Origin of the sequence: Streptomyces sp. NBC_00158 (genome assembly GCF_045160885.1) — a bacterium.
GTDB lineage: Bacteria > Actinomycetota > Actinomycetes > Streptomycetales > Streptomycetaceae > Streptomyces.
The window spans coordinates 5013846-5032628 of the sequence record NZ_CP108161.1; the positions used below are offsets into that span (position 1 = coordinate 5013846).

At 73.7% G+C, this 18783-nt stretch carries 20 protein-coding genes; 9 read left to right on the plus strand and 11 right to left on the minus strand.

Annotated features, from left to right (window positions below; translation table 11 throughout):
- Window positions 1-30 precede the first annotated feature (30 nt).
- Both OG553_RS23045 and OG553_RS23050 read left to right on the plus strand, forming a co-directional pair.
- Window positions 31-1287 carry an MFS transporter gene (locus OG553_RS23045; protein ID WP_405980798.1) on the plus strand — a complete coding sequence of 419 codons (1257 nt, stop codon included), beginning with the start codon at window positions 31-33 and terminating at the stop codon, window positions 1285-1287.
- A gap of 243 nt (window positions 1288-1530) precedes the next feature.
- Window positions 1531-2610, plus strand: coding sequence for an esterase-like activity of phytase family protein (locus tag OG553_RS23050; protein ID WP_405980799.1), 1080 nt, complete (start codon window positions 1531-1533; stop codon window positions 2608-2610).
- Between the two features lie 16 nt (window positions 2611-2626).
- Here the strand turns inward: OG553_RS23050 and OG553_RS23055 are convergent, their stop codons facing one another.
- From OG553_RS23055 to OG553_RS23080, 6 genes are all read right to left on the minus strand, one after another.
- Window positions 2627-2929 carry a putative quinol monooxygenase gene (locus OG553_RS23055; RefSeq protein WP_405980800.1) on the minus strand — a complete coding sequence of 101 codons (303 nt, stop codon included), beginning with the start codon at window positions 2927-2929 and terminating at the stop codon, window positions 2627-2629.
- Between the two features lie 79 nt (window positions 2930-3008).
- Complete coding sequence (locus OG553_RS23060) at window positions 3009-4352, minus strand: carboxyl transferase domain-containing protein (RefSeq protein WP_405980801.1); 1344 nt, start codon at window positions 4350-4352, stop codon at window positions 3009-3011.
- Between the two features lie 601 nt (window positions 4353-4953).
- Window positions 4954-5823 carry an IS3 family transposase gene (locus tag OG553_RS23065; RefSeq protein ID WP_405980802.1) on the minus strand — a complete coding sequence of 290 codons (870 nt, stop codon included), beginning with the start codon at window positions 5821-5823 and terminating at the stop codon, window positions 4954-4956.
- On the minus strand, window positions 5820-6128 hold the full coding sequence (locus OG553_RS23070) for a transposase (protein ID WP_405980803.1): 309 nt from the start codon (window positions 6126-6128) through the stop codon (window positions 5820-5822). Before OG553_RS23070 ends, OG553_RS23065 begins: the two co-directional genes overlap by 4 nt.
- A 270-nt stretch (window positions 6129-6398) precedes the next feature.
- Window positions 6399-8018, minus strand: coding sequence for a GAF domain-containing protein (locus tag OG553_RS23075; protein ID WP_405980804.1), 1620 nt, complete (start codon window positions 8016-8018; stop codon window positions 6399-6401).
- Window positions 8015-9052: a rod shape-determining protein gene (locus OG553_RS23080; protein WP_405980805.1), complete on the minus strand. Its 1038-nt coding sequence runs from the start codon at window positions 9050-9052 to the stop codon at window positions 8015-8017. The genes OG553_RS23075 and OG553_RS23080 overlap by 4 nt, the downstream gene beginning before the upstream one ends.
- A gap of 222 nt (window positions 9053-9274) precedes the next feature.
- Between OG553_RS23080 and OG553_RS23085 the strand changes: the two genes are divergently transcribed.
- Window positions 9275-9976 carry an esterase/lipase family protein gene (locus tag OG553_RS23085; RefSeq protein WP_405980806.1) on the plus strand — a complete coding sequence of 234 codons (702 nt, stop codon included), beginning with the start codon at window positions 9275-9277 and terminating at the stop codon, window positions 9974-9976.
- On the opposite strand, the gene OG553_RS23090 is transcribed toward OG553_RS23085, so the two are convergent.
- Window positions 9973-10557, minus strand: a complete 585-nt coding sequence (locus OG553_RS23090; RefSeq protein ID WP_405980807.1) for a hypothetical protein — start codon at window positions 10555-10557, stop codon at window positions 9973-9975. The genes OG553_RS23085 and OG553_RS23090 overlap by 4 nt on opposite strands.
- 78 nt (window positions 10558-10635) lie before the next feature.
- On the opposite strand from OG553_RS23090, the gene OG553_RS23095 reads away from it, so the two are divergent.
- Window positions 10636-11322 carry a hypothetical protein gene (locus OG553_RS23095; RefSeq protein ID WP_405980808.1) on the plus strand — a complete coding sequence of 229 codons (687 nt, stop codon included), beginning with the start codon at window positions 10636-10638 and terminating at the stop codon, window positions 11320-11322.
- Window positions 11323-11565: 243 nt separating this feature from the next.
- Here the strand turns inward: OG553_RS23095 and OG553_RS23100 are convergent, their stop codons facing one another.
- Entirely contained in the window at window positions 11566-11988 is a 423-nt protein-coding gene (locus OG553_RS23100; protein ID WP_405980809.1) for a MarR family winged helix-turn-helix transcriptional regulator, read from the minus strand.
- A gap of 95 nt (window positions 11989-12083) precedes the next feature.
- Between OG553_RS23100 and OG553_RS23105 the strand changes: the two genes are divergently transcribed.
- The 3 genes from OG553_RS23105 (at window position 12084) to OG553_RS23115 (ending at window position 14689) form a co-directional block, all read left to right on the plus strand.
- Entirely contained in the window at window positions 12084-13106 is a 1023-nt protein-coding gene (locus OG553_RS23105; RefSeq protein ID WP_405980810.1) for an NADP-dependent oxidoreductase, read from the plus strand.
- Window positions 13107-13171: 65 nt separating this feature from the next.
- Window positions 13172-13597 carry an organic hydroperoxide resistance protein gene (locus OG553_RS23110; protein WP_405980811.1) on the plus strand — a complete coding sequence of 142 codons (426 nt, stop codon included), beginning with the start codon at window positions 13172-13174 and terminating at the stop codon, window positions 13595-13597.
- A gap of 87 nt (window positions 13598-13684) precedes the next feature.
- Window positions 13685-14689 (plus strand): EI24 domain-containing protein, encoded by a 1005-nt coding sequence (locus OG553_RS23115; protein WP_405980812.1) that lies wholly within the window; start codon window positions 13685-13687, stop codon window positions 14687-14689.
- A gap of 6 nt (window positions 14690-14695) precedes the next feature.
- Here OG553_RS23115 and OG553_RS23120 read toward each other — a convergent pair whose 3' ends face one another.
- On the minus strand, window positions 14696-15589 hold the full coding sequence (locus OG553_RS23120; protein ID WP_405980813.1) for an NAD(P)-binding domain-containing protein: 894 nt from the start codon (window positions 15587-15589) through the stop codon (window positions 14696-14698).
- 98 nt (window positions 15590-15687) lie between these two features.
- Between OG553_RS23120 and OG553_RS23125 the strand changes: the two genes are divergently transcribed.
- Entirely contained in the window at window positions 15688-16032 is a 345-nt protein-coding gene (locus OG553_RS23125) for a winged helix-turn-helix transcriptional regulator (protein WP_405983111.1), read from the plus strand.
- 91 nt (window positions 16033-16123) lie between these two features.
- A complete protein-coding gene (locus OG553_RS23130) occupies window positions 16124-16840 on the plus strand; it encodes a hypothetical protein (RefSeq protein ID WP_405980814.1) in 717 nt (238 codons plus the stop codon).
- 25 nt (window positions 16841-16865) lie between these two features.
- Here the strand turns inward: OG553_RS23130 and OG553_RS23135 are convergent, their stop codons facing one another.
- Window positions 16866-17582 (minus strand): carbon-nitrogen hydrolase family protein, encoded by a 717-nt coding sequence (locus OG553_RS23135; protein WP_405980815.1) that lies wholly within the window; start codon window positions 17580-17582, stop codon window positions 16866-16868.
- A 4-nt stretch (window positions 17583-17586) separates the two neighbouring features.
- Window positions 17587-18768 carry a low temperature requirement protein A gene (locus OG553_RS23140; RefSeq protein ID WP_405980816.1) on the minus strand — a complete coding sequence of 394 codons (1182 nt, stop codon included), beginning with the start codon at window positions 18766-18768 and terminating at the stop codon, window positions 17587-17589.
- Window positions 18769-18783: the final 15 nt, after the last annotated feature.

Consider the following 18783-nt stretch of genomic DNA (forward strand, 5'->3'; position numbering starts at 1 on the left):
TGCCCCAGCAGGGCCTGGTTACCATCCCGTGTGACCGGAACCGCCTCCCCAGCCCGACCGAAGCGACGCATATTCGCCGACCTGACCCCGCTGCGCACCTCCGCCGACTACCGGCGGCTGTGGGTGGGCGGCACCATCTCCTGGATGGGCCAGGCGATGACCGCCCTCGCGATCTCGCTCCAGGTCTACGAGATCACCGGCTCCAGCTTCTCCGTCGGCCTCGTCGGGCTGTTCTCGCTCGTCCCGCTCGTCGCCTTCGGCCTGTACGGCGGCGCCATCGCCGACACCGTCGACCGGCGCAAGCTCGGCCTCCACAGCCAGACCGGGCTCGCCGTCCTCTCCGTCGGCCTGGCCGCCGCCGCCCTGCTCGACTACCACCGGGTCTGGCTGCTCTACACCGTCGTCGCCCTCCAGGCCGTCTGCGGGGCCCTCAACGGACCCGCCCGCTCGGCCATGATCCCGAAGCTGCTGCCGCCCGAGCAGCTGCCCGCCGCCAACGCGCTGGGCTCCGTCACCATGACCTCCGGCGCCATGCTGGGCCCGGTGCTCGGCGGCGTCATCGTCGGCTGGTGGGGCTACCAGGCGGCGTACCTGATCGACGTGGTGACCTTCGCGGCGGCCCTGTACGCCATGTGGCGGCTGCCCTCGATGCTGCCGGAGGGCCGCAAGGGCGGGCGGGCCTCGGTCCTCGACGGCCTGCGCTTCCTCGGCACCCGGCCCAACATCCGGATGACCTTCTTCTCCGACCTGGCCGCCATGGTGCTGGCACAGCCGAAGGCGCTGTTCCCGGCCATCGCCGTGCTCTGGTACGGCGGCGACGCCAAGACCGTCGGACTGCTGGTGGCCGCCCCCGCGGTGGGCGCGCTGCTGGGCGGGCTGTTCTCCGGCTGGCAGGGCCGGATCCGCCGGCACGGGCTGGCGATCCTGCTCTCCGTCGGGGCGTGGGGGCTGGCCATCGCCGTCTTCGGCCTGACGCGGAACCTCTGGCTGGGGCTGCTCTTCCTGGCGGTGGCCGGCTGGGCCGACACCATCTCGATGGTGTTCCGCAGCACGATGCTCCAGGCGGCCACACCGGACGGCATGCGGGGGCGCCTCCAGGGCGTGTTCATCGTGGTCGTCGCGGGCGGCCCCCGGCTCGGTGACTTCCTGGCCGGAACCGTCGCCGACCTCACCTCCCCGGCCGCGGCCATCACGGGCGGCGGCCTCGCGTGCGCCCTGGTCCTGACCCTGCTCGCCGCCCGCTGGCGCTCCTTCGCCCGCTACGACGCCCGCACGCCCGAGGCGTAGCGGCCGCGGGCCTTCGGCCGGCGGGCGTGGTGCGGTGTGGTGGGCCGCACGGACACGCAGCTCCCGGACGGGGGGCGGGCCCGCGCAGCGCCCCCCGTGTGAACGGGAGTTGGCGAGTTCGTTGCCACCCCGCCGCCCGCCCTTCCCTTTTGTTTCGGTCAGGCATATGACGGTTAGGCAGGGTCCCCGTCCGGTCCCGGCCCAGCCCGCTCCGAACCCCGACCCGCACAGGAGGAAGGCCGCATGCGCCTTCGTACCCTCGCCACCACCGCGGTGGCCACCGCCGCGCTCACCGGGGCGCTGACCCCGCCGGCCGGCGCCGCCGGCCAGGCCCCCGCCAAGCCCGCGCACTGCTCCCCGTACATGTCCGTCGCCGGCTTCTCCGACTCCCTCGACAAGACCCTGCTCGACGGGAAGCCCGTCGGCGGCATCTCCGGCCTCGCCCTCGACCGGGACGGCAGCGTCACCGCCGTCTCCGACAAGTCGGCGCTCTACCGCCTGGAAGTGGCCCGCGGGAACACCCCCGCCGCCAGGGCCACCGCCCGGCTCCCGCTCACCGACGGCGCCGGCAAGGTCACCGACTCCGAGGGCGTGGTCGTCGACCGCGACGGCACCTACCTCGTCACCGACGAGACCGCGCCTGCCATCCGCCGCTACAGCCGTACCGGCCAGGTGCTCGCCACCCTGCCGATCCCGCCCGCGTTCACCCTCGCGCCCCAGGGCCGGGCCACCGTCAACCAGACCTTCGAGTCCCTCACCCTCCTCCCCGGCGGACACACCCTCGTCGCCGGCGTGGAGGGGCCGCTCGCGGGCGACGGCAAGGACGCGCGGGGCCGCACCCTCCAGCGGATCCAGACCTGGGAGCGGCGCGCGAACGGCGAGTTCGTCCTCGGCAGGCAGTACGCCTACCCCGTCGACCCGGGCCACGGCCTGGTGGAGCTCGCACCCACCCGCGACGGGCGGCTGATCGTCCTGGAACGCGGCTTCACCCGGGAGTTCGCGATCACCGCCAGGCTCTACCTCGCCGACCCGCTCGGCGCGAGCGACACCTCGAAGACGGAGGCGCTGACCGACGGCCCGGGCCTGAGGGTCGCCCGCAAGACGCCGCTCGGCGACTTCGACGACTGCCCGACCCTGGGCGCCCCCTCGAAGCTGCCGCAGAACCACCCGCTGGTGGACAACATCGAGGGCATGGTCGCCACCGACCACGACGGCCACGGCCGCGTGCGGCTGCTGCTGGCCAGCGACGACAACGAGTTCCCGCAGCAGATCACCCGGCTGTACACGGTGGACCTCCGGCTCCCGGCCCGCCGCTTCGGCTGACCCGGGCGGGGGCCGGTCAGGCCAGCGGATCGGCGTCCAGCCGGAGCACCTCCGCCGGGCCCGCCCGGAACGCGGCACAGGCGGCATCGGACTCGACCATGTGCGGGGCGGCGTCGTGAGCGGCCAGGGCCGCCTGCGACGCCCACCGCTCGATGAGGACGAAGCGGTCGGGCTCGCCGCTCACCCCGTGCAGGTCGTAGCGCAGGCAGCCCTCCTCGGCCCGCACGACCGGCGCGAGGCGCTCGTACGCCTCGACCTGCTCGGAGCCCCTGCCGGGGAGGGTGGTGATCAGGACGACGAGCTGCACGGGCTTTGACATGCGGCGGAGCGTACGTCCCCGACTCCGGCCGGGTGAAACGGTGTTCAGGGGGTGAGATCTGCGATCGGCGCGCGGGGGATCAGCGCAGGGGAGGAACGATTCCCCGGGCCACGCCCAGCGCCACCAGGTCCTGCGGCCGGATGCGCAGCTGGTCCGCCGTGGCCGGAGCCTCCTCGACGGGACGCTTCAGGATGGCCGCCGCGAGCTCCGGGGCGATCACCGAGAAGTAGCTGTCCGGGGTGACCCAGGTGTTCCCCGGCGCGGCCAGCGCCAGCGCCCCACCGGAGCCCCCCTCCCCGATCAGCAGCGTGGTCACCGGTACGGAAGCCTCCGCGAGCGCCGCGAACGCGTCGGCGATGGCCGGGCCGGCACCGGCGTGCTCGGCGGCCGCGTCGTTGGCCGCGCCCGGGGTGTCCACCAGCGTCAGCACCGGGATCCCGAGCCGGTCCGCGAGCCGGACCACCCGGGCCGCCGTACGGTAGCCCGCCGGACGGGTCGCCGTGCCGCACTGGGCGGCGTACGCGACCGCCCGCCCCTCCCGCAGCCCGAACCCGCACAGCATCCCCGGGTCGGCCGCCCCGGCCCGGTCCCCGCGCAGCGGCATCCGCAGCTCGAAGTACGCGTCCAGGTACGCCTCCGCCCGCGGGCGGTCCGGGTGCCGCGCCTGCCGGACGGCGTCCCAGCCCGTCTCCGGGGGCGTCACCCCGGCCAGCGCGGCCGGGGGCTCGACGGGCCCGGCGGCCCGGGGCGCGGCCAGCACCCGCAGCCAGTCCGCCACCGTCCCCGGCAGCTCCGCCCCGGGCACGACGGCGTCGACGTGCCCGGCCCCGTACTGCCCCTCGGCGGTGTACGCCGCCGGATCCGCGTCCGCCGGCCGCACCCGGGACCCGGCGAAGCCGACCTGCGCCCCGGGCAGCGCCAGCACCACGTCGGCACCCGCCCCGAGCGTCGCCCACCCGCCACCGGTGGTGGGGTCGCGCAGCACCGCGATCTGCGGCAGCCCCGCGGCCCGGGTGAGCACGCACTGCCGCGCCACCCGCTGGAGCTGGGTCAGCGCGAGCATCCCCTCCTGCATCCGCGAGCCGCCGGTCGCGATCAGCGACACCAACGGCAGCCGCTGCTCCCGAGCGTGCGCGTACGCGGCTTCGAGCCGGTCTCCGGTGCGCTGCCCGAGGGACCCGCCGAGGAAGCCGAACTCGAACGAGATCACGGTCGTCGGCCGCCCGCCGACGAGGGCGGTCCCGATGACCACCGACTCCGACTCACCGGTCCGCGCGGCGGCCCGCGCCCGCGAGGCGTCGTACCCGGCCCACCCGATGGGCCCGTCGTCGGACGACTCCGGGCCGGGGGCGGGGAGTTCGGTGAACGAGTCGGGATCGATGAGGGCGGCGATGGCGGCACGGGCCGAGAGACGGGTCGTCACCGGGCCACCCTAGGCGGAGCCGGCTCGCGGGGCCATCGACTGGCTGCGCGGTGGGGGCCCGCTATCTCCCCCGCGAGGGGGCGGGGGCCGGGCGGTGTTTGCCCACCCGCCCCCTTGTCTGCGGGCCGGTGGCCGGGGTGGGCGGGGTCCCCTGGGGCGGTCTCAGTGCGGCCTTGGGGGTTTCCCGGCAGTCCATCGTCCTTCCGTGTCGGGCCGGCCTGTCAAGGGCGCTCCCTTCGGTCGCGTCGCTTCGCGATGGCCTTCGGCCACCCTTGACAGACCGACCCGCCACGGAAAGCCGAAGAACTGCCGGGAAACCCCCAAAAGAACGGTCACGGGGCAAGAGAAGGACAGCGGCCTCGTCAGCGATGAGGCGAGGGGCCGGGCGCCGGCCGGCTGGGCATCCGAGCCGGCCGGCAGTGCTGATCCAGGCCAGGGGCGCGGCTACCCGCACGAAAGGTCGATCAGAACGGCCTGGGGAGCGCCCAGGCGCCCCAGATCGCTACGCGCTCCTCTCGTATCGGCGTCCGACGACCGCCTGTGGCTGATAAACCGCACGAGTGAGGTTGTTCCTGTTTGGCGGACAGGTTCGATGTGTTGGTCAGGCTGCTGTGGTTTCGTACTCGGCTGGGCTTTGGTAGCCGAGGCTCGAGTGGAGTCTGCGGGTGTTGTACCAGCCTTCGATGTACTCGAAGATCGCGGTCCGGGCTGCTGCTTTGGTGTGCCAGACGTGCTGGCTGACGAGCTCGTTCTTCAGGCTGGCGAAGAAGGACTCGGCGAGGGCGTTGTCCCAGCAGACGCCGGTGCGTCCGACGGAGAGCCGGATGCCCAGGCCGGCTGCGAGGCGGGCGAACGCGTGGCTGGTGTACTGGCAGCCGCGGTCGGAATGGAAGACGACCTGGCCTGCGGGCCTGCGCTGGTGGCAGGCGCTGCTGAGGGCGTCGGCCGCCAGGGACGTGCCCAGGTGGTCGGCGGTGGCCCAGCCGACCACGCGCCGGGAGGCGATGTCGATCACGGTGGCCAGGTAGAGCCATCCCTCGCCGGTGCTGATGTAGGTGATGTCTCCGCACCAGCGGGTGTCGACCGCGTCCGCGTCGGCGTGGAAGTCCCGCCCGATCAGGTCGGGGCGGGCGGCTGCGGCAGGGTCGGGAGTGGTGGTGCGGTGGACGCGCCGACGGTGCCGGCCGGCGATGCCGGCTTCCCGCATGAGGCGCGCGATGCGGCGTCGGCCGCAGGCATGCCCCTCGCGCAGCAGGGCGGCGTGAATGCGCGGGGCGCCGTAGGTGCCCCGTGAAAGCGCGTGGACCTCGCTGATCAGCGAAGTCAGTTCCTCATCACGCAGAACCCGTTTCCCAGGCCTGTGGCTGCGGCGCGTGTAGTAGGCGGACCGGGAGACCTTCATCAGCTCACACGCCCGTTTGACGCTGTGACCTGCCTGCTTCTCCGCCTCGATGAACGGATCAACCGTCACCGGGTCCCCCTCGCGAAGAAAGCCGTGGCCCGCTTGAGGATCTCGATGTCCTCCCGCAGACGGCGGTTCTCCCGCCGCAGCTCCGCGAGCTCGGCCCGCTCGTCGTGCTGAAGGTCTTTGGGCTGGTGGCTCTCGTCCGCCTGGGCCAGCCACAGCCGCACTGCGGTCTCGGTCAGGTCGAAGTCCTTGACGATCTCGGGCACCGACCGGTCCCCACGCAGGCACAGCTCCACGATCTCGGCCTTGAAATCGGCCGTGAACTGCCGCCTGGGCCGCGGCTTCTTCTTCGGCATGTTCTCCATCATGGACATCCCTCCCTGGGCGCGAGCCCAGATCTCCGGATGTCCGTCAAACCAAAGCAACCTCAGAGCGCCCTTGACAGGCCGGCCCGACGCGGAAGGACGATGGGACTGACGGGAAACCCCCAACCTGCTCCGAGACCGTCCGAGGGGATCCCGCCCCCGGGCCACCGGCCCGCAGACGGGGAGGCGGGTGGGCAGCCACCGCCCAGCCCCACCCCCTCGCGGGGGAGATAGCGGGCCCGAACCGCAGGCCGCGTACGCCGTCCCAGCCCCCTACAGCCCCGCCTCCCACACCACCGTCGTCCCCCGCGTGCCCGTCTCCGTGCGGCCGTCGTCGGAGACCGTGAGGCGGACGCGGGAGGGGGTGGCGTCGATCTCGACCTCGATCGAGGTGACCTCGGTGCGGCGGTGGGCCGCCGCCAGGGCGCTGCGGAGGGTGGAGAGCAGGGCCGTGGTGACGGGGTCCGGGAGGAGGGCGTCGACGGCGCCCGCGAAGTGCACCGACGGCTGGAAGCCCAACAGCACCGCGGCTCCGCCCGTTTCGCGGAGCACCCGTCCGCGGAAGGTGGTGGGGGCGTCGCTCGGGGGTTGCTGGAGGGCGAAGATGGCGGTGCGGACCTCCTGGATGGTGGAGTCGAGTTCGTCCACCGCCCGGCCGAGTTCCTCGCCGACCTCGTCGCCGGTCCGGCCGCCCTCCGCGTCGGCCGCTGCCGCGTTGGCCGAGCGTCGGCGGGTGCTCTCCAGCATCATCTCGGTCGCGAACAGCCGCTGGACCACCAGGTCGTGCAGGTCGCGCGCGATGCGGTCGCGGTCCTCGTAGACGGCCAGCTGTTCGCGGTCGTGCTGGGCGTCCGCGAGGACCAGGGCCAGCGCGGCCTGCGAGGCGAACTGGGAGGCCAGCAGCCGGTCCACCGCGTCGTACGGCTGTCCGCCCCGGGCCCTGGGCAGGGCGAGGGTGCCGATCAGCTGTCCGCCGCTCTGCAGCGGCAGCATCATGCTCGGTCCGAAGCGTTCGCGCACGTGGGTGGTCATGCGGGGGTCGGTGGCGGAGTCCTCTATGAAGACGGGTTCCCCGCCGAGCAACTGGACCAGCACCGGTGAGCCGGGTGCGATGGCGGTGCCGACGAGGTCGCCGGGGTCGCCGTGGGTGGAGGCGGCGACGATCTCCATGCCGCCCTCCGGCGTGGGCTGGAGGATGACGCCCGCGGCGGCGTCGGCGAGCAGCCGGGCGCGTTCGGCCACGCACATGAGGGCGTCGGCGGCGGGCCGTCCCGCCAGCAGGGTGGTGGTGACGGCGGCCGCGCCCTCGATCCAGCGTTCGCGCCGGCGGGCGGTCTCGTAGAGCCGGGCGTTGCCGATCGCTATCCCGGCCTGGGAGGCGAGTACGCGCATCAGCGCGAGGTCCTCGTCCGTGAAGGGGCCGCCGCCGCGCTTCTCGGTGAGGTAGAGGTTCCCGAAGACCTCGGTGTGCACCCGGATGGGCACGCCGAGGAAGCTGCGCATGGGCGGGTGGCCGGGCGGGAAGCCGGCCGAGCGGGGGTCTTTCGTGAGGTCGTCGAGCAGCAGCGGCCGGGGGTCGGCGATCAGGGCGCCGAGCACGCCGGCGCGGCCGTCGGGCAGCCGGGGGATCGCGGCCCGCTCGGCCTCGGTCATCCCGGAGGTGAACAGCTGGGTCAGCCGGACGCGCTCGGGGTCGACGACCCCGAGTGCCCCGTACCGGGCCCCGCACAGCTCGGTGGCGGAGTCCACGACGTGCTGGAGGGTGGTGTGCAGTTCCAGTTCGGAGCCGACGCTGAGCACCGCCTCCAGCAGTACCGGGAGGCTGCTCGACGGCGCACCGGCCCCGCCGGAGTCGTCCGCGGGGCCGGCTCCGGCGGGTCCGTCCAGGGTCATCCGGCCAGCGGGTTGAGGACCATGGGGGCGATCTTTCCTTCCAGCATGGCGCCGAGACCCAGCACGGCGCACACGTCGGGCCGTTCGGCGATGGCCACGGGCATTCCGGTGGAGTCCCGCAGCATCTGGTCGAGGCCGGGCAGCAGGGCGCTGCCACCCACCATCATGATCCCCCGGTCCGTCAGGTCGGCGACCAGGTCGGGCGGGCAGTCCCGCAGGACCTTGCCGATGCCGTCGAGGACGGCCGTGAGCGGGGTGTGGATGGCGTCCCGGACGGCGGCGGTGTCCACGTGGACGGAGCGGGCGAGTCCGGTCGCCACGTCGCGGCCGTGGATCAGGGTGGAGGCGGGGCCCTCGGGGGTGATGCCGTTGCCGTGCAGGGCCAGCTGGAGGGGGCGTACGGCCTGGCTCGGGAGCATCAGCTCGTGGGCGTGGCGCAGGTGCTGGACCACGGCGTGGTCGATGGCCTCGCCGCCGACGGGGATGCGTTCGGCGGTGACGATCGAGCCGAGGGAGAGCACCGCGATCTGGGTGGCGGCGGCCCCGCACACCATGATCATGGTCGCTGTCGGCTGTTCCACGGGCAGGCCGCAGCCGACGGCGGCGGCGATCAGGGTGTCGACGAGTTCGACGCGCCGGGCGCCGAGTCCGACCATGGTCTCCACGGCCGCCCGCTGGGCGAGCGGGTCGGCGTCGTGCGGGGTGCAGCACGCGGCGCGCAGCCGGGGCTTGCGGCGCAGGGCGCGGCGCAGCTTCTCGCCGAGGAGGTGACGCAGCATCCGCTGGGCCATTTCGATGTCGACGACGGTGCCGCCGGAGACGGGGCGTGCGACGCGGATGTAGTCGGGCGTGCGTCCGGTCATCCGTTCGGCGAAGGTGCCGACGGCGATGAGGGCGCCGGTGCGGGTGTTGACCGCGGCGACGCTGGGCTCGTCGACGACCAGTCCGGCTCCCTTGACGTAGACGCGGGTCCTCGCGGCTCCCAGGTCGACGGCGACGTGGCAGCGGCGCAACTGCTCAAGACTGACGGTCACGGCAGATCCTCCCGAGAGCGCTGACGAAGGATGAGACCGGCGGCTGCCGATCGCATTCCATATCTTCTCGGATAAATCAGACATATGGCCCGTTGGAATGCTCCGGGCGGGGCGTGCCGTACGGGTGAGGGGTGCTGCACGGGGGTGGATTTCTGTACCGACAGGCATCAGCATGCGCGGACCACACGCGCTACTCGCCCGTAACAAGGTAAAGGGGACCCGATGCTGACGCCCCGCCAGAGAATCCTGGCGTTCCTGACCCTCTGCCTCGCCCTCCTGGCGCCCTTTCCGGCCCAGGCGGCCGCCGGGCGGGTGGCCGACACGCCGACCGCCCGCAATCCGGTGGTCTTCGTCCACGGGTACAACGCCGACCCGGGGGTCTGGGGTTCCCTGCGCGAGGACCTGAGGGCCGACGGGTACGCCGACTCCCAGCTGTTCTCCTTCGGCTACGACACCCACCAGTCCGTCAACGAGGTGCTCTCCGGCCGCCTCGCCGCCTATGTCGACCAGGTGCGGCAGCAGACCGGCGCCGCGCGCGTGGACGTCGTGGGGCACTCCTTCGGATCGCTCGTCAGCCGCTGGTACGTCAAGTACGGCGGTGGCGCCGCGGCCGTAGACCACTGGGTCTCGCTGGCCGGACCCAACCACGGCACGTCCACGGCCTGGGCCTGCGCCCTGTGGGACCAGGCGTGCAGGGACATGACACCGGGCTCGTACGTGGCGAAGAACCTGGCCGCGGGCGACGAGACCCCGGGTGCGGTCAAGTACGCCACCTTCTGGTCGGAGTGCGACGAGGTGGTCAACCCCGACAGCAGCGTCCCGCTCTCCGGCGCCCTCAACACGTCGGTCGGCTGCCTGAAGCACAACGACCTGCTCGGCGACGACGCCACCTCGGCCGGGGTCCGCGCCTTCCTGCGGAGCTAGGGAGCCCCTTCCTCCACCCGCTGGAGCAGCCCGTACGTGAACTCCGCCACCAGCGGCCGGCCCGACGCGGTGAACGCGAGCCGCCAGCGCGTCGGTGCCGTGCCCTCCATCGGCCGCGCCGGCGCGAAGGCCCGGGCCACCTCGTCCACCGTCGCCGACCAGGGCACCAGGTCCCCGGCCGCCTCCAGTACGGGCCCCCGCGCGCCCGGGGCCCGGACCAGCCACTCGTTCCACACGGCCCCGTCCGGCGCTGCCAGCACCTCGAACCGCAGCTCCGGCCAGAGCGGCACCGGCCACAGCAGGGCCTCGCACTCCAGGTCCCCGATGCGGCGCCGCTCCGCGGACTCCGGCGGGCCGAGCACCGACCGGTAGCGCGCGAGGGCCCCGCGGGAACGGGGCGATCGGACCATCGCCTGCCAGCGCCGGTTGGCCTCCCGCTGCTCCGCGAGCGAGGCGCCCAGGCGCAGCCGGGCCTCCTCAGCGAGGTCCGGCTGGAAGTCCGCCATCCTGCGCAGCAGCACCAGCTGGAAGGCGGCCGGCCCGAAGGCCCCCGGCCGTCCCGGATTCGGGGTCGCTGTCATGGACGTAACGATTCCACACAGGATCCTTACGATCCCGGAATGCTTATGTTGCCGGGGACCGCATAGTTTGTGGGCGCCATGAACTACTTCTGCCCCGCCTGTCAGAGGCACCTCAACGGCGCGCTCGCCTGCGCCGGGTGCGGAACCCCGGCCGAGCACCTGGTGGTCGCCGCGCCCAGCGCGCCGGCCCCGGGTCCCGAGCCGCAGCCCGCGCTGGCCGAGGTGTTCGCCGATTCACTTGTCGTGCTGTCGGGCCCCCATGAGGGCCGCGCGGACACCCGCAAGCGGGCCGCCACCCGCCGCAGACGGGGCCGGGGCGTGCTCGCGCTCGGCCTCGGCGTGGTGCTGGCGGCCGGGGGCTCGATCGCCGTGGCCCGGATCGTCGGCGACGACGAGGGGATCGACCGGGCCGACAAGGTGATGCTCACCGACGGCGGGCCCAAGCAGCCGGACGCGCTGCCGAGCGTGGCGGGACCCTCGGTGCCGGCGGTCCTCCCGAAGGCCTCCGGCGGGGCGGCGAAGACGGCCAGGCCCAGCGGGAGCCCGAGCGCCTCCGCGACGCCTTCGGCGAGCCCGAGCGCCTCCGCCTCGGCGGCCACGCCCTCGCAGAAAGGTTCCGGCGGCGGGGCGGCCGTACAGCCGTCCAGGCCGGGGCAGCCCGCGCCCGGCCCCACGGGCACGGCGAAGCCGTCCCCGACGAAGACCAAGCCGGGCAAGCCGAAGCCCGAGCCGACCGAGGAATGCGTGTTCTGGATCTTCTGCTGACCGCGCCCGACCGGGCCTGACGCCGCCCGGCCCGGCCCGGTGTGGCCGTGCCGGGCCAGGCGCGGCCGGACCCGGCGCGGCCGGACCCGGCGCGGCCGGACCCGGCGCGGCCGGGCCCGAGCCGTGGGCCCGCGTGCCCGGGCCCGGCCCCGACCGGGCGGTACCGCCCGGCGGTGCGCCCCGGGCCGCGTCTCGGCTCCGCCGGGCGGTGCCGTTTCCGGCCCCATCCCCCGGTCGCCCGGCTCAGGCCAGCATGCGCCTGAGCAGGTCGCGCAGTGCCGTGCGCTCCTCCTCCGAGAGTCCGGCCAGCGGCTCGCGCGCGAAGTCCAGGGACTCGCGCAGCCGCTCCGCGGTCTCCACGCCCTCCGCGGTGGGGGCGGCCAGCTTCACCCGGCGGTCGGCCGGGTCCGGGCGGCGTTCGACCAGGCCGCGGGTCTCCAGCCGGTCGATGATGCCGGTCACGTTCGAGGGCTCGCAGCGCAGCTTCTGCGCGATGCGCCGCATGGGCAGCGGTTCCAGGGAGAGCAGGTTCAGCACCTTGGCCTGGGCCCCGGTGAGCTGGTGGCGGGCGGCCGCCTCCTCGTACTCCATGTGGTAGCGGGCCACGACATCGCCGATGAGTTCGACGACCTCGACGGTCACTGGGTCTGCGCGACGACTGGGCATGCATTCAGCGTAACCGTTTACTTGACAACATGAAATATCCAGGAGCATGGTTGTTTCACGTTCTGAAGTAAATCTTCGTTCCTCAGGAGTCCCCCATGTCTCAGATCCCCGCCGTCAGCCGCGAGTGGCACCTCGTCCGCCGCCCGCAGGGCTGGCCCGTGGCCGAGGACTTCGCCCTGCGCGAAGTACCCGTCTCCGCCGAGCCCGCCCCCGGCCGGATCCTGGTCCGCAACCTCCACATGTCCGTGGACCCGTACATGCGCGGCCGGATGAACGACACCAAGTCCTACATCCCGCCCTTCCAGCTCGACGAGCCGATGCAGGGCGGCGCGGTCGGCGAGGTCGTCGCCTCCGCCGCCGAGGGCTTCCAGGTCGGCGACCACGTCCTGCACCCGCTGGGCTGGCGCGAGTACGCCGACGTGGACGCGCAGCACGCCACCAAGGTCGACGCCTCCCTCGCCCCGCTCTCCGCCTACCTCGGCGTCCTCGGCATGCCGGGCCTGACCGCCTACGCGGGCCTCTTCGAGGTCGCCTCCTTCAAGGAGGGCGACTCCGTCTTCGTCTCCGGCGCGGCCGGCGCGGTCGGCGGCCTCGTCGGCCAGTTCGCGAAGATCAAGGGCGCCTCCCGGGTGATCGGCTCCGCCGGCTCGGACGAGAAGGTGACGCTCCTCACGGAGAAGTACGGCTTCGACGCCGCCTTCAACTACAAGAACGCCCCCGTCGCGGAGCAGCTTCCCGCGGCGGCCCCCGGCGGTGTCGACGTCTACTTCGACAACGTCGGCGGCGACCACCTGGAAGCGGCCATCTCCGCCATGAACGTCCACGGCCGCGCCACCCTCTGCGGCGCCATCGCCGGGTACAACGACACCGAGCCCGCCCCCGGCCCGCGCAACCTGATGATGGTCATCGGCAAGCGCCTGCGCCTCCAGGGCATCCTCGTCGGCGACCACTACGGAATGCAGCAGCAGTTCGTCCAGGACGTGGCCGGATGGCTGGCCTCCGGCGAGCTCCGCTACGACGAGACGGTCGTCGAGGGCATCGAGAACGCCACCGGCGCCTTCCTCGGAATGCTGCGCGGGGAGAACACCGGAAAGATGATCGTTTCGTTCTCGGGTTAGGCTCACTCCACGACCGTCGCGATCGTGGGCGCGCATCGCGGCGATTCATCTGGAGGAAGTTCTTCATGTCCATCACGCAGACCGACGTCGCGTACACGGCCGTCGCCACCGCCGAGAACGGCCGTGACGGCCGCGTCGCCACCAACGACGGCCAGCTCGACGTCGTCGTGAACCCGCCGAAGGAGCTCGGCGGCAGCGGCGCCGGCACCAACCCGGAGCAGCTCTTCGCGGCCGGCTACAGCGCCTGCTTCCAGGGCGCCCTGACCGTCGCCGCCCGCAACGAGAACCTGGACGTCGCCGGCTCCACGGTGACCGCCGAGGTCGGCATCGGCAAGAACGACGAGGGCTTCGGCATCATCGTCAAGCTCACGGCCTCGATCCCGACCGTGGACGCCGCCACCGCCAAGGACCTGGTCGAGAAGGCCCACCAGATCTGCCCGTACTCCAAGGCCACCCGCGGCAACATCTCGGTCGAGCTGAACGTCGCCTGACGTCGTCCGACCGCGTCGCACGCCTGGTGAAGGCCGCACCCCCCAGGGGGTGCGGCCTTCGCCGCGTCCGGCCCATAAACTGGCCCCATGCGTGATCTTGCGGGGGGCTTCCGGTACTTGCTGGCCGGACAGAGATGGGTGTTCCGGAACGGCCGCTGGCTGGGCTTCGGCCTGCTGCCGGGCCTCGTGGCGCTGGCGCTGTACGCCGCCGCGCTCGTCGGCCTCCTCTACGGGGCCGACGACTTCGTCCGCTGGGCCACGCCCTTCGCCTCGGACTGGTCCTCGGGCTGGCTCAAGGTGTTCCGGGGCTTCCTGACGGCCGTGGTCGTCTCCCTCGGGCTCTTCATCTCGGTGATCACCTTCACCGCCGTGACCCTGCTCGTCGGGCAGCCCTTCTACGAGTCCCTCTCCGAACAGGTCGACCGGACCGAGGGCGGCGAGGTCCCCGAGTCGGGGCGCTCCTTCTGGGAGGACCTGTGGATCTCCGCCCGGGACAGCGTGCGGCTGCTGGTGCGGGTGGTGCTCTACGGGATCCTGCTCTTCGCCCTGGGCTTCATCCCGGTGATCGGACAGACCGTGGTGCCGGCGATCGGCTTCTGCGTCTCCGGCTTCTTCCTCACCCAGGAGCTCACCTCCGTCGCCCTCCAGCGGCGCCGGGTGGACCTGGCCGAGCAGTTGGTCCTGCTGCGCGGGCGGCGGGCGCAGGCGCTGGGCTTCGGCGTGCCGCTGGTCCTGGCGTTCCTGATCCCGTTCGTGGCGGTGTTCCTGATGCCCGGCGCGGTGGCGGGGGCGACCCTGATGGCGCGTGAGCTGGTCGGCGCGGATTCCTCCGAGGGGGGGTCCGAGGACGAGGGCGAGGACGAGGCCGGCGGCGACGGTGCCGGCGGGCAGCAGTACGGACAGGCACCGGCGGGCCAGGGGCCGTACGGGCAGCAGTACGGGCAGCCCCAGGGCCAGGGCCCGTACGGCCAGTCGCCCCAGGCCCCCTACGGCCAGGCGCCCCAGGGTCAGGCCCCCAACCCGTACGCGCAGGGCCCGAACCCCTACGGCCAGTCGTACGGCCAGACCCCCAACCCCTACGGCCAGGGCTGACCGCGGCTAACGCCGCCGCAGCAGGGTGATCGCCCCGGCGTTGTCCTCGCCCGCGTGGGCCGTCGGGTCGGCCTCCAGCCGCTCGCGCATCAGGTCCAGGTACGGGCGCAGCAGCTCGGCGCTGACCCCCTGCTCGGCCGAGGTGCGCAGCAGGGTGCCGCTGCCCGCGACCTGCATGGCCAGGCCGGACACCACCCCCGTGGTGAAGTCCCGCGAGACCAGCCGCTCGGCGGCGCTGCCGATGAAGAAGCCCATCGCGCCCAGCCACTCCGACAGCAGCGGTGCGAGGGACCCGGGGGCGATCCCTTCGCCCTCGGTCAGGGCGTAGGCGTGCGAGACCCCCGCGAACAGCCCGTACATCGCGCTGAGCAGCGCCACGTCGTGCAGGGCCGCGTGGCCGGGGTCCTCGCCGACGAAGCGGGCCCCGGCCGGGACCTCCAGGGTGGCCCGGTGGGCGTCGAAGAGGGCGCGGGAGCCGCTGTGGAAGACGTACCCGCCGGCCTCGGGGACGCCGATCATCGCGGGCGTGGCCATGATCCCGGCGTCCAGGAAGCGGGCTCCGCGGGCCTCGGCCCAGGCGGCCCGGGCGCGGCCCTCGGCGGGGGTGCCGGTGGTGAGGTTGACCAGGTCCTTGCCGGTCAGGTCGATGCCGTCGAGGGCGGCCCCGACGCTGGCGTCGTCGAGCAGGCAGAGCACGACGAGCGTGTTCGCGGCGACGGCCTCGGCGGGGGTCGCGGCGACGGCCGCGCCCTCGGCGGCCAGGGCTTCGGCCTTGGCGGCGGTGCGGTTCCAGACGGTCAGGGGGTGGCCGGCGGCGAGCCAGGTGCGGGCCAGGGCGGTGCCCATGTCGCCGAGGCCGAGCAGGGTGAGCGGACGGTTCGTCACGTGTGTGTCGGTCATGCCGTTTAGCCTGGTGGCGGGCGGTGAAGCGCTCAAGTACGCACTTCGGAGTGGGTGGTTACCCCGAGGTGAGCGAGCAGGTGGGAGGGGTGTGCGCGATGGCGGTGACACGGAGGCCGGGGGCGGACCACTGCGGGATCGCCGCGGCGATGGCGGTGATCGACGGCAAGTGGAAGGTCTCCCTCTTGTGGGAGCTGGAGCGCAGTCCGCGCCGCCGCTTCGGCGAGCTGCGCCGGCTGGTGCCGGGGGTGTCGGAGAAGGTCCTCGCGGCGCAGCTGCGGGAGCTGGAGAACGACGGAGTGGTCCACCGCGAGGTGTACGACGAGGTCCCGCCGCGCGTGGAGTACTCCCTGACCCCGCTCGGCGAGGAGCTGAACGGGGCCCTGGAGGCGCTGGGGGAGTGGGGCAGGAAGCGCCTGCTCCCGGAGACGGCCCAGGCCTAGGCCGTCTTCCGGAGCGTGCCGGATCCGCCTAGGCTCGCGGCGTTGGGTCGCGAACTGACCTGCTTGCTCCCGGCACCCTGAGGCGGCGCCCATGCCCGGCTGGATGGACCTGGCGTACACGACGGCCGGCGGAGTGGTCGGCGCCGCGGTGACCAACCACCTTTCCAGGACCCAGGAACGCCGGGAGCTGCGGGCGGCGGTCATGCAGCAGCTGCTCCGCGTCGAGGCGGTGCGCGACGAGGTGTACGGCATCGTGCCGGGCCGGCGGGAGGGCCCGTCGCGGCGGCCGGCGGGGGTGCGGGCGCCCGTCGCGGCGCGCTTCGGGGCCGTGGCGGTCCTGGAGGACGGCCGGGACGCCGAGCGGGCGCAGCGGGAGGCGGTCGCGGAGCTGGTGGCGGCCGCCCGCTCGGCCGGTGTGCCCCGCCGGGTCCTGGACTTCGCCGGAGGCGGCGCGGAGCGTGCCCTGCAGTGCGAGGTCGTCCGGGAGGTCGACGCCCGCCTGGGCGGTGTCCTCGGTGCGCCGCTCGACGAGCTGACGGTGGCCTGCGAGGAGTACCGGCAGGCCACCGCCCAGTTGCTGCTCGGGGCCCTGTGGCAGCCGTGGCGGAAGCGCCTCCGGATGCGGGGGCGCCTGCGCGCGCTACGCCGGGACGCGGCAGCCCTGCACCGCATGCAGGAGGCGGCGGTGTCCGTCCTGACGGGGCCGCGGCACCTCGCCACCCTCGCCGAGCGGCTCCGCGGCGGTCTCCCGGGCCCGGACCTGGACCCGGGCCCGCCCCGTGCCGACGGCCCGGGACATGCGGCGTAGGGCGGGGGGAAAGAGCCCGGGGCGCTCAGGCCGCCGGGACGTCGGCCGTGATCACGTCCGGGCCGTCGGCGCCGGCTTCGGCGAGGAGGGTGCCGTCCGGGGCCCAGACCGCCGCGCCGCCGCAGCCCGTCCAGGGGCCGGCCGGGCCGACGTGGTTGGCGAGGACCACGTACAGGCCGTGCTCCTTCGCGATCCCCGGGTACACGGTCGCCCGCTCGGCGATGCCGTCGCCCGTGCCGTAGAGGGAGCTCGCCAGGTGCACCGTGCAGCCGTCGGCGGCGGCCCGTTCCGCGAGGTCCGGGAAGTGGTTGTCGAAGCAGACCCCCAGCGAGAAGCGGACGCCGCCGAGCTCGAAGCGGCCGTCGGCGGCGCCCGGGGCGAAGGCGCCCTGTTCGTGCTGGTAGAGGTGCTGCTTGGCGTACGTGGTGACGTGCGTGCCGTCCGCGTCGTACACGAGCGTCGCGATGGCGGGCAGCGGCCCGTCGGTGCGCAGGGCGGCGTTGACCGCCACGGCGAGGCCGCTGGAGCGCAGCCCGTCCAGGCGGGGGTCCTCGGCGTCGGCCAGCCACAGGCCGGGGTCGGCGGCGAGGGGCTCCAGCTCGTACCCGGTGAGCGTGAACTCCGGGAACACCACCAGCTCCGCGCCGTCCTCGCGGGCCCGGGCGGCGAGGCCGGCGGCGTTCGCGGAGTTGGCGGTGACGTCGGCGGGGACGCAGGTCAGCTGTGCGGCGGCGATCTTCATGCCCTCAGGATGCCAAGGGCTCCGGGGCCTGTTCGGCCCGGCCTCCGGGGAGGACGCCCCGCCGGCGGACCAGGCCCAGCTCCACCAGGTTCAGGGCGGTGACCAGGAGGGTGAGCAGCGCGAGCGCCCCGAGGGAGGGCAGCAGCGCGGCCACCGGCAGCAGGGCCAGGACGGCCGCGGCGGCCGCCAGCCGGGTCACCGACCAGGAGCGGAACAGGTGCCAGCGGGTGTAGCCGAAGGTGGCGAGGAAGAGGGCGCAGCCGCCGTACAGCAGGGCGGCGACACCGAGCGGGAGCCGGGCCCCGGGGTGGGCGACGGCCTCGGCCATGCCGACGGCGACCGCGATGATCGAGGCGATCAGCGAGAGGTGCCCGTACGACAGGACCTGCCGGGCCACGTCGGCCCGTACGGCGGCGGTCTCCAGCCCGTGCCGGACGGCTCCGGCGGCCAGGTGGAAGTACACCCACCACAGGCTGCAGACGAGTACGAAGGCCACGGCGACGGCCGTCAGGGAGCCCGTGTCGAGGTCGGGGGCGGTGGCCACGGGGGCGCCGACGGCGACGATGGACTCGCCCAGCGCGATCATCACGAACAGGCCGAACCGTTCGGCGAGGTGCCCCGAGTCGAGGTTCAGCCGGACCATGCTGGAGCGGGTCAGCCGGGGTGCGGCCAGGTCCACGGCGGCGGCCAGGGCCCACAGCCCGACGCGGGGTCCGCCGTCGAGGAAGGCTCCGGCCAGCAGCAGCGGCCCGCTGATCAGCACGGACAGGGTCACGGGGGTGGGCCGCAGGCGGCGGCTGCGGCCGTGGGCGAGGGCGGCGAGGACGAGGCGGGCGCAGAAGTAGGCGCCGGCGAAGAGGATCCCGCGGTCCCCGAAGGCCTCGGGCAGGGCCAGGGCCATCAGCAGGCCGCACAGCCCGGCCGCGAAGAGGGCGATCCGGTTCAGCGGGCGGTCCGCGTCGTGGGTGTTGGCGTGGACGGTGTTGCCCACCCACACCCAGTAGACGGGCACGAAGACGATCAGGGCGCGGCCGGTGCCGGCCCAGCCGTGGTCGTGGTGCAGCAGGGCGGAGACCTGGGTGACGGCGAAGACGAGCACCAGGTCGAAGAACAGCTCCGACCAGGCGACCTTCTTCTCCGGCCGCTCGGGCCGCTCGGGCCGCTCGTGTGACTCCAGCTCGTCCATCTCGTGTCCCCCCAC

What these genes read in the sequence shown, in the direction of transcription:
- OG553_RS23050 (WP_405980799.1), top strand. Translation starts at nt 1,531, where the DNA reads ATGCGCCTTCGTACCCTCGCCACCACCGCGGTGGCCACCGCCGCGCTC.
- OG553_RS23055 (WP_405980800.1), bottom strand. Translation starts at nt 2,929, where the DNA reads ATGTCAAAGCCCGTGCAGCTCGTCGTCCTGATCACCACCCTCCCCGGC.
- OG553_RS23070 (WP_405980803.1), bottom strand. Translation starts at nt 6,128, where the DNA reads ATGATGGAGAACATGCCGAAGAAGAAGCCGCGGCCCAGGCGGCAGTTC.
- OG553_RS23075 (WP_405980804.1), bottom strand. Translation starts at nt 8,018, where the DNA reads ATGACCCTGGACGGACCCGCCGGAGCCGGCCCCGCGGACGACTCCGGC.
- OG553_RS23085 (WP_405980806.1), top strand. Translation starts at nt 9,275, where the DNA reads ATGCTGACGCCCCGCCAGAGAATCCTGGCGTTCCTGACCCTCTGCCTC.
- OG553_RS23090 (WP_405980807.1), bottom strand. Translation starts at nt 10,557, where the DNA reads ATGACAGCGACCCCGAATCCGGGACGGCCGGGGGCCTTCGGGCCGGCC.
- OG553_RS23095 (WP_405980808.1), top strand. Translation starts at nt 10,636, where the DNA reads ATGAACTACTTCTGCCCCGCCTGTCAGAGGCACCTCAACGGCGCGCTC.
- OG553_RS23100 (WP_405980809.1), bottom strand. Translation starts at nt 11,988, where the DNA reads ATGCCCAGTCGTCGCGCAGACCCAGTGACCGTCGAGGTCGTCGAACTC.
- OG553_RS23105 (WP_405980810.1), top strand. Translation starts at nt 12,084, where the DNA reads ATGTCTCAGATCCCCGCCGTCAGCCGCGAGTGGCACCTCGTCCGCCGC.
- OG553_RS23110 (WP_405980811.1), top strand. Translation starts at nt 13,172, where the DNA reads ATGTCCATCACGCAGACCGACGTCGCGTACACGGCCGTCGCCACCGCC.
- OG553_RS23115 (WP_405980812.1), top strand. Translation starts at nt 13,685, where the DNA reads ATGCGTGATCTTGCGGGGGGCTTCCGGTACTTGCTGGCCGGACAGAGA.
- OG553_RS23120 (WP_405980813.1), bottom strand. Translation starts at nt 15,589, where the DNA reads ATGACCGACACACACGTGACGAACCGTCCGCTCACCCTGCTCGGCCTC.
- OG553_RS23125 (WP_405983111.1), top strand. Translation starts at nt 15,688, where the DNA reads ATGGCGGTGACACGGAGGCCGGGGGCGGACCACTGCGGGATCGCCGCG.
- OG553_RS23130 (WP_405980814.1), top strand. Translation starts at nt 16,124, where the DNA reads ATGCCCGGCTGGATGGACCTGGCGTACACGACGGCCGGCGGAGTGGTC.
- OG553_RS23135 (WP_405980815.1), bottom strand. Translation starts at nt 17,582, where the DNA reads ATGAAGATCGCCGCCGCACAGCTGACCTGCGTCCCCGCCGACGTCACC.
- OG553_RS23140 (WP_405980816.1), bottom strand. Translation starts at nt 18,768, where the DNA reads ATGGACGAGCTGGAGTCACACGAGCGGCCCGAGCGGCCCGAGCGGCCG.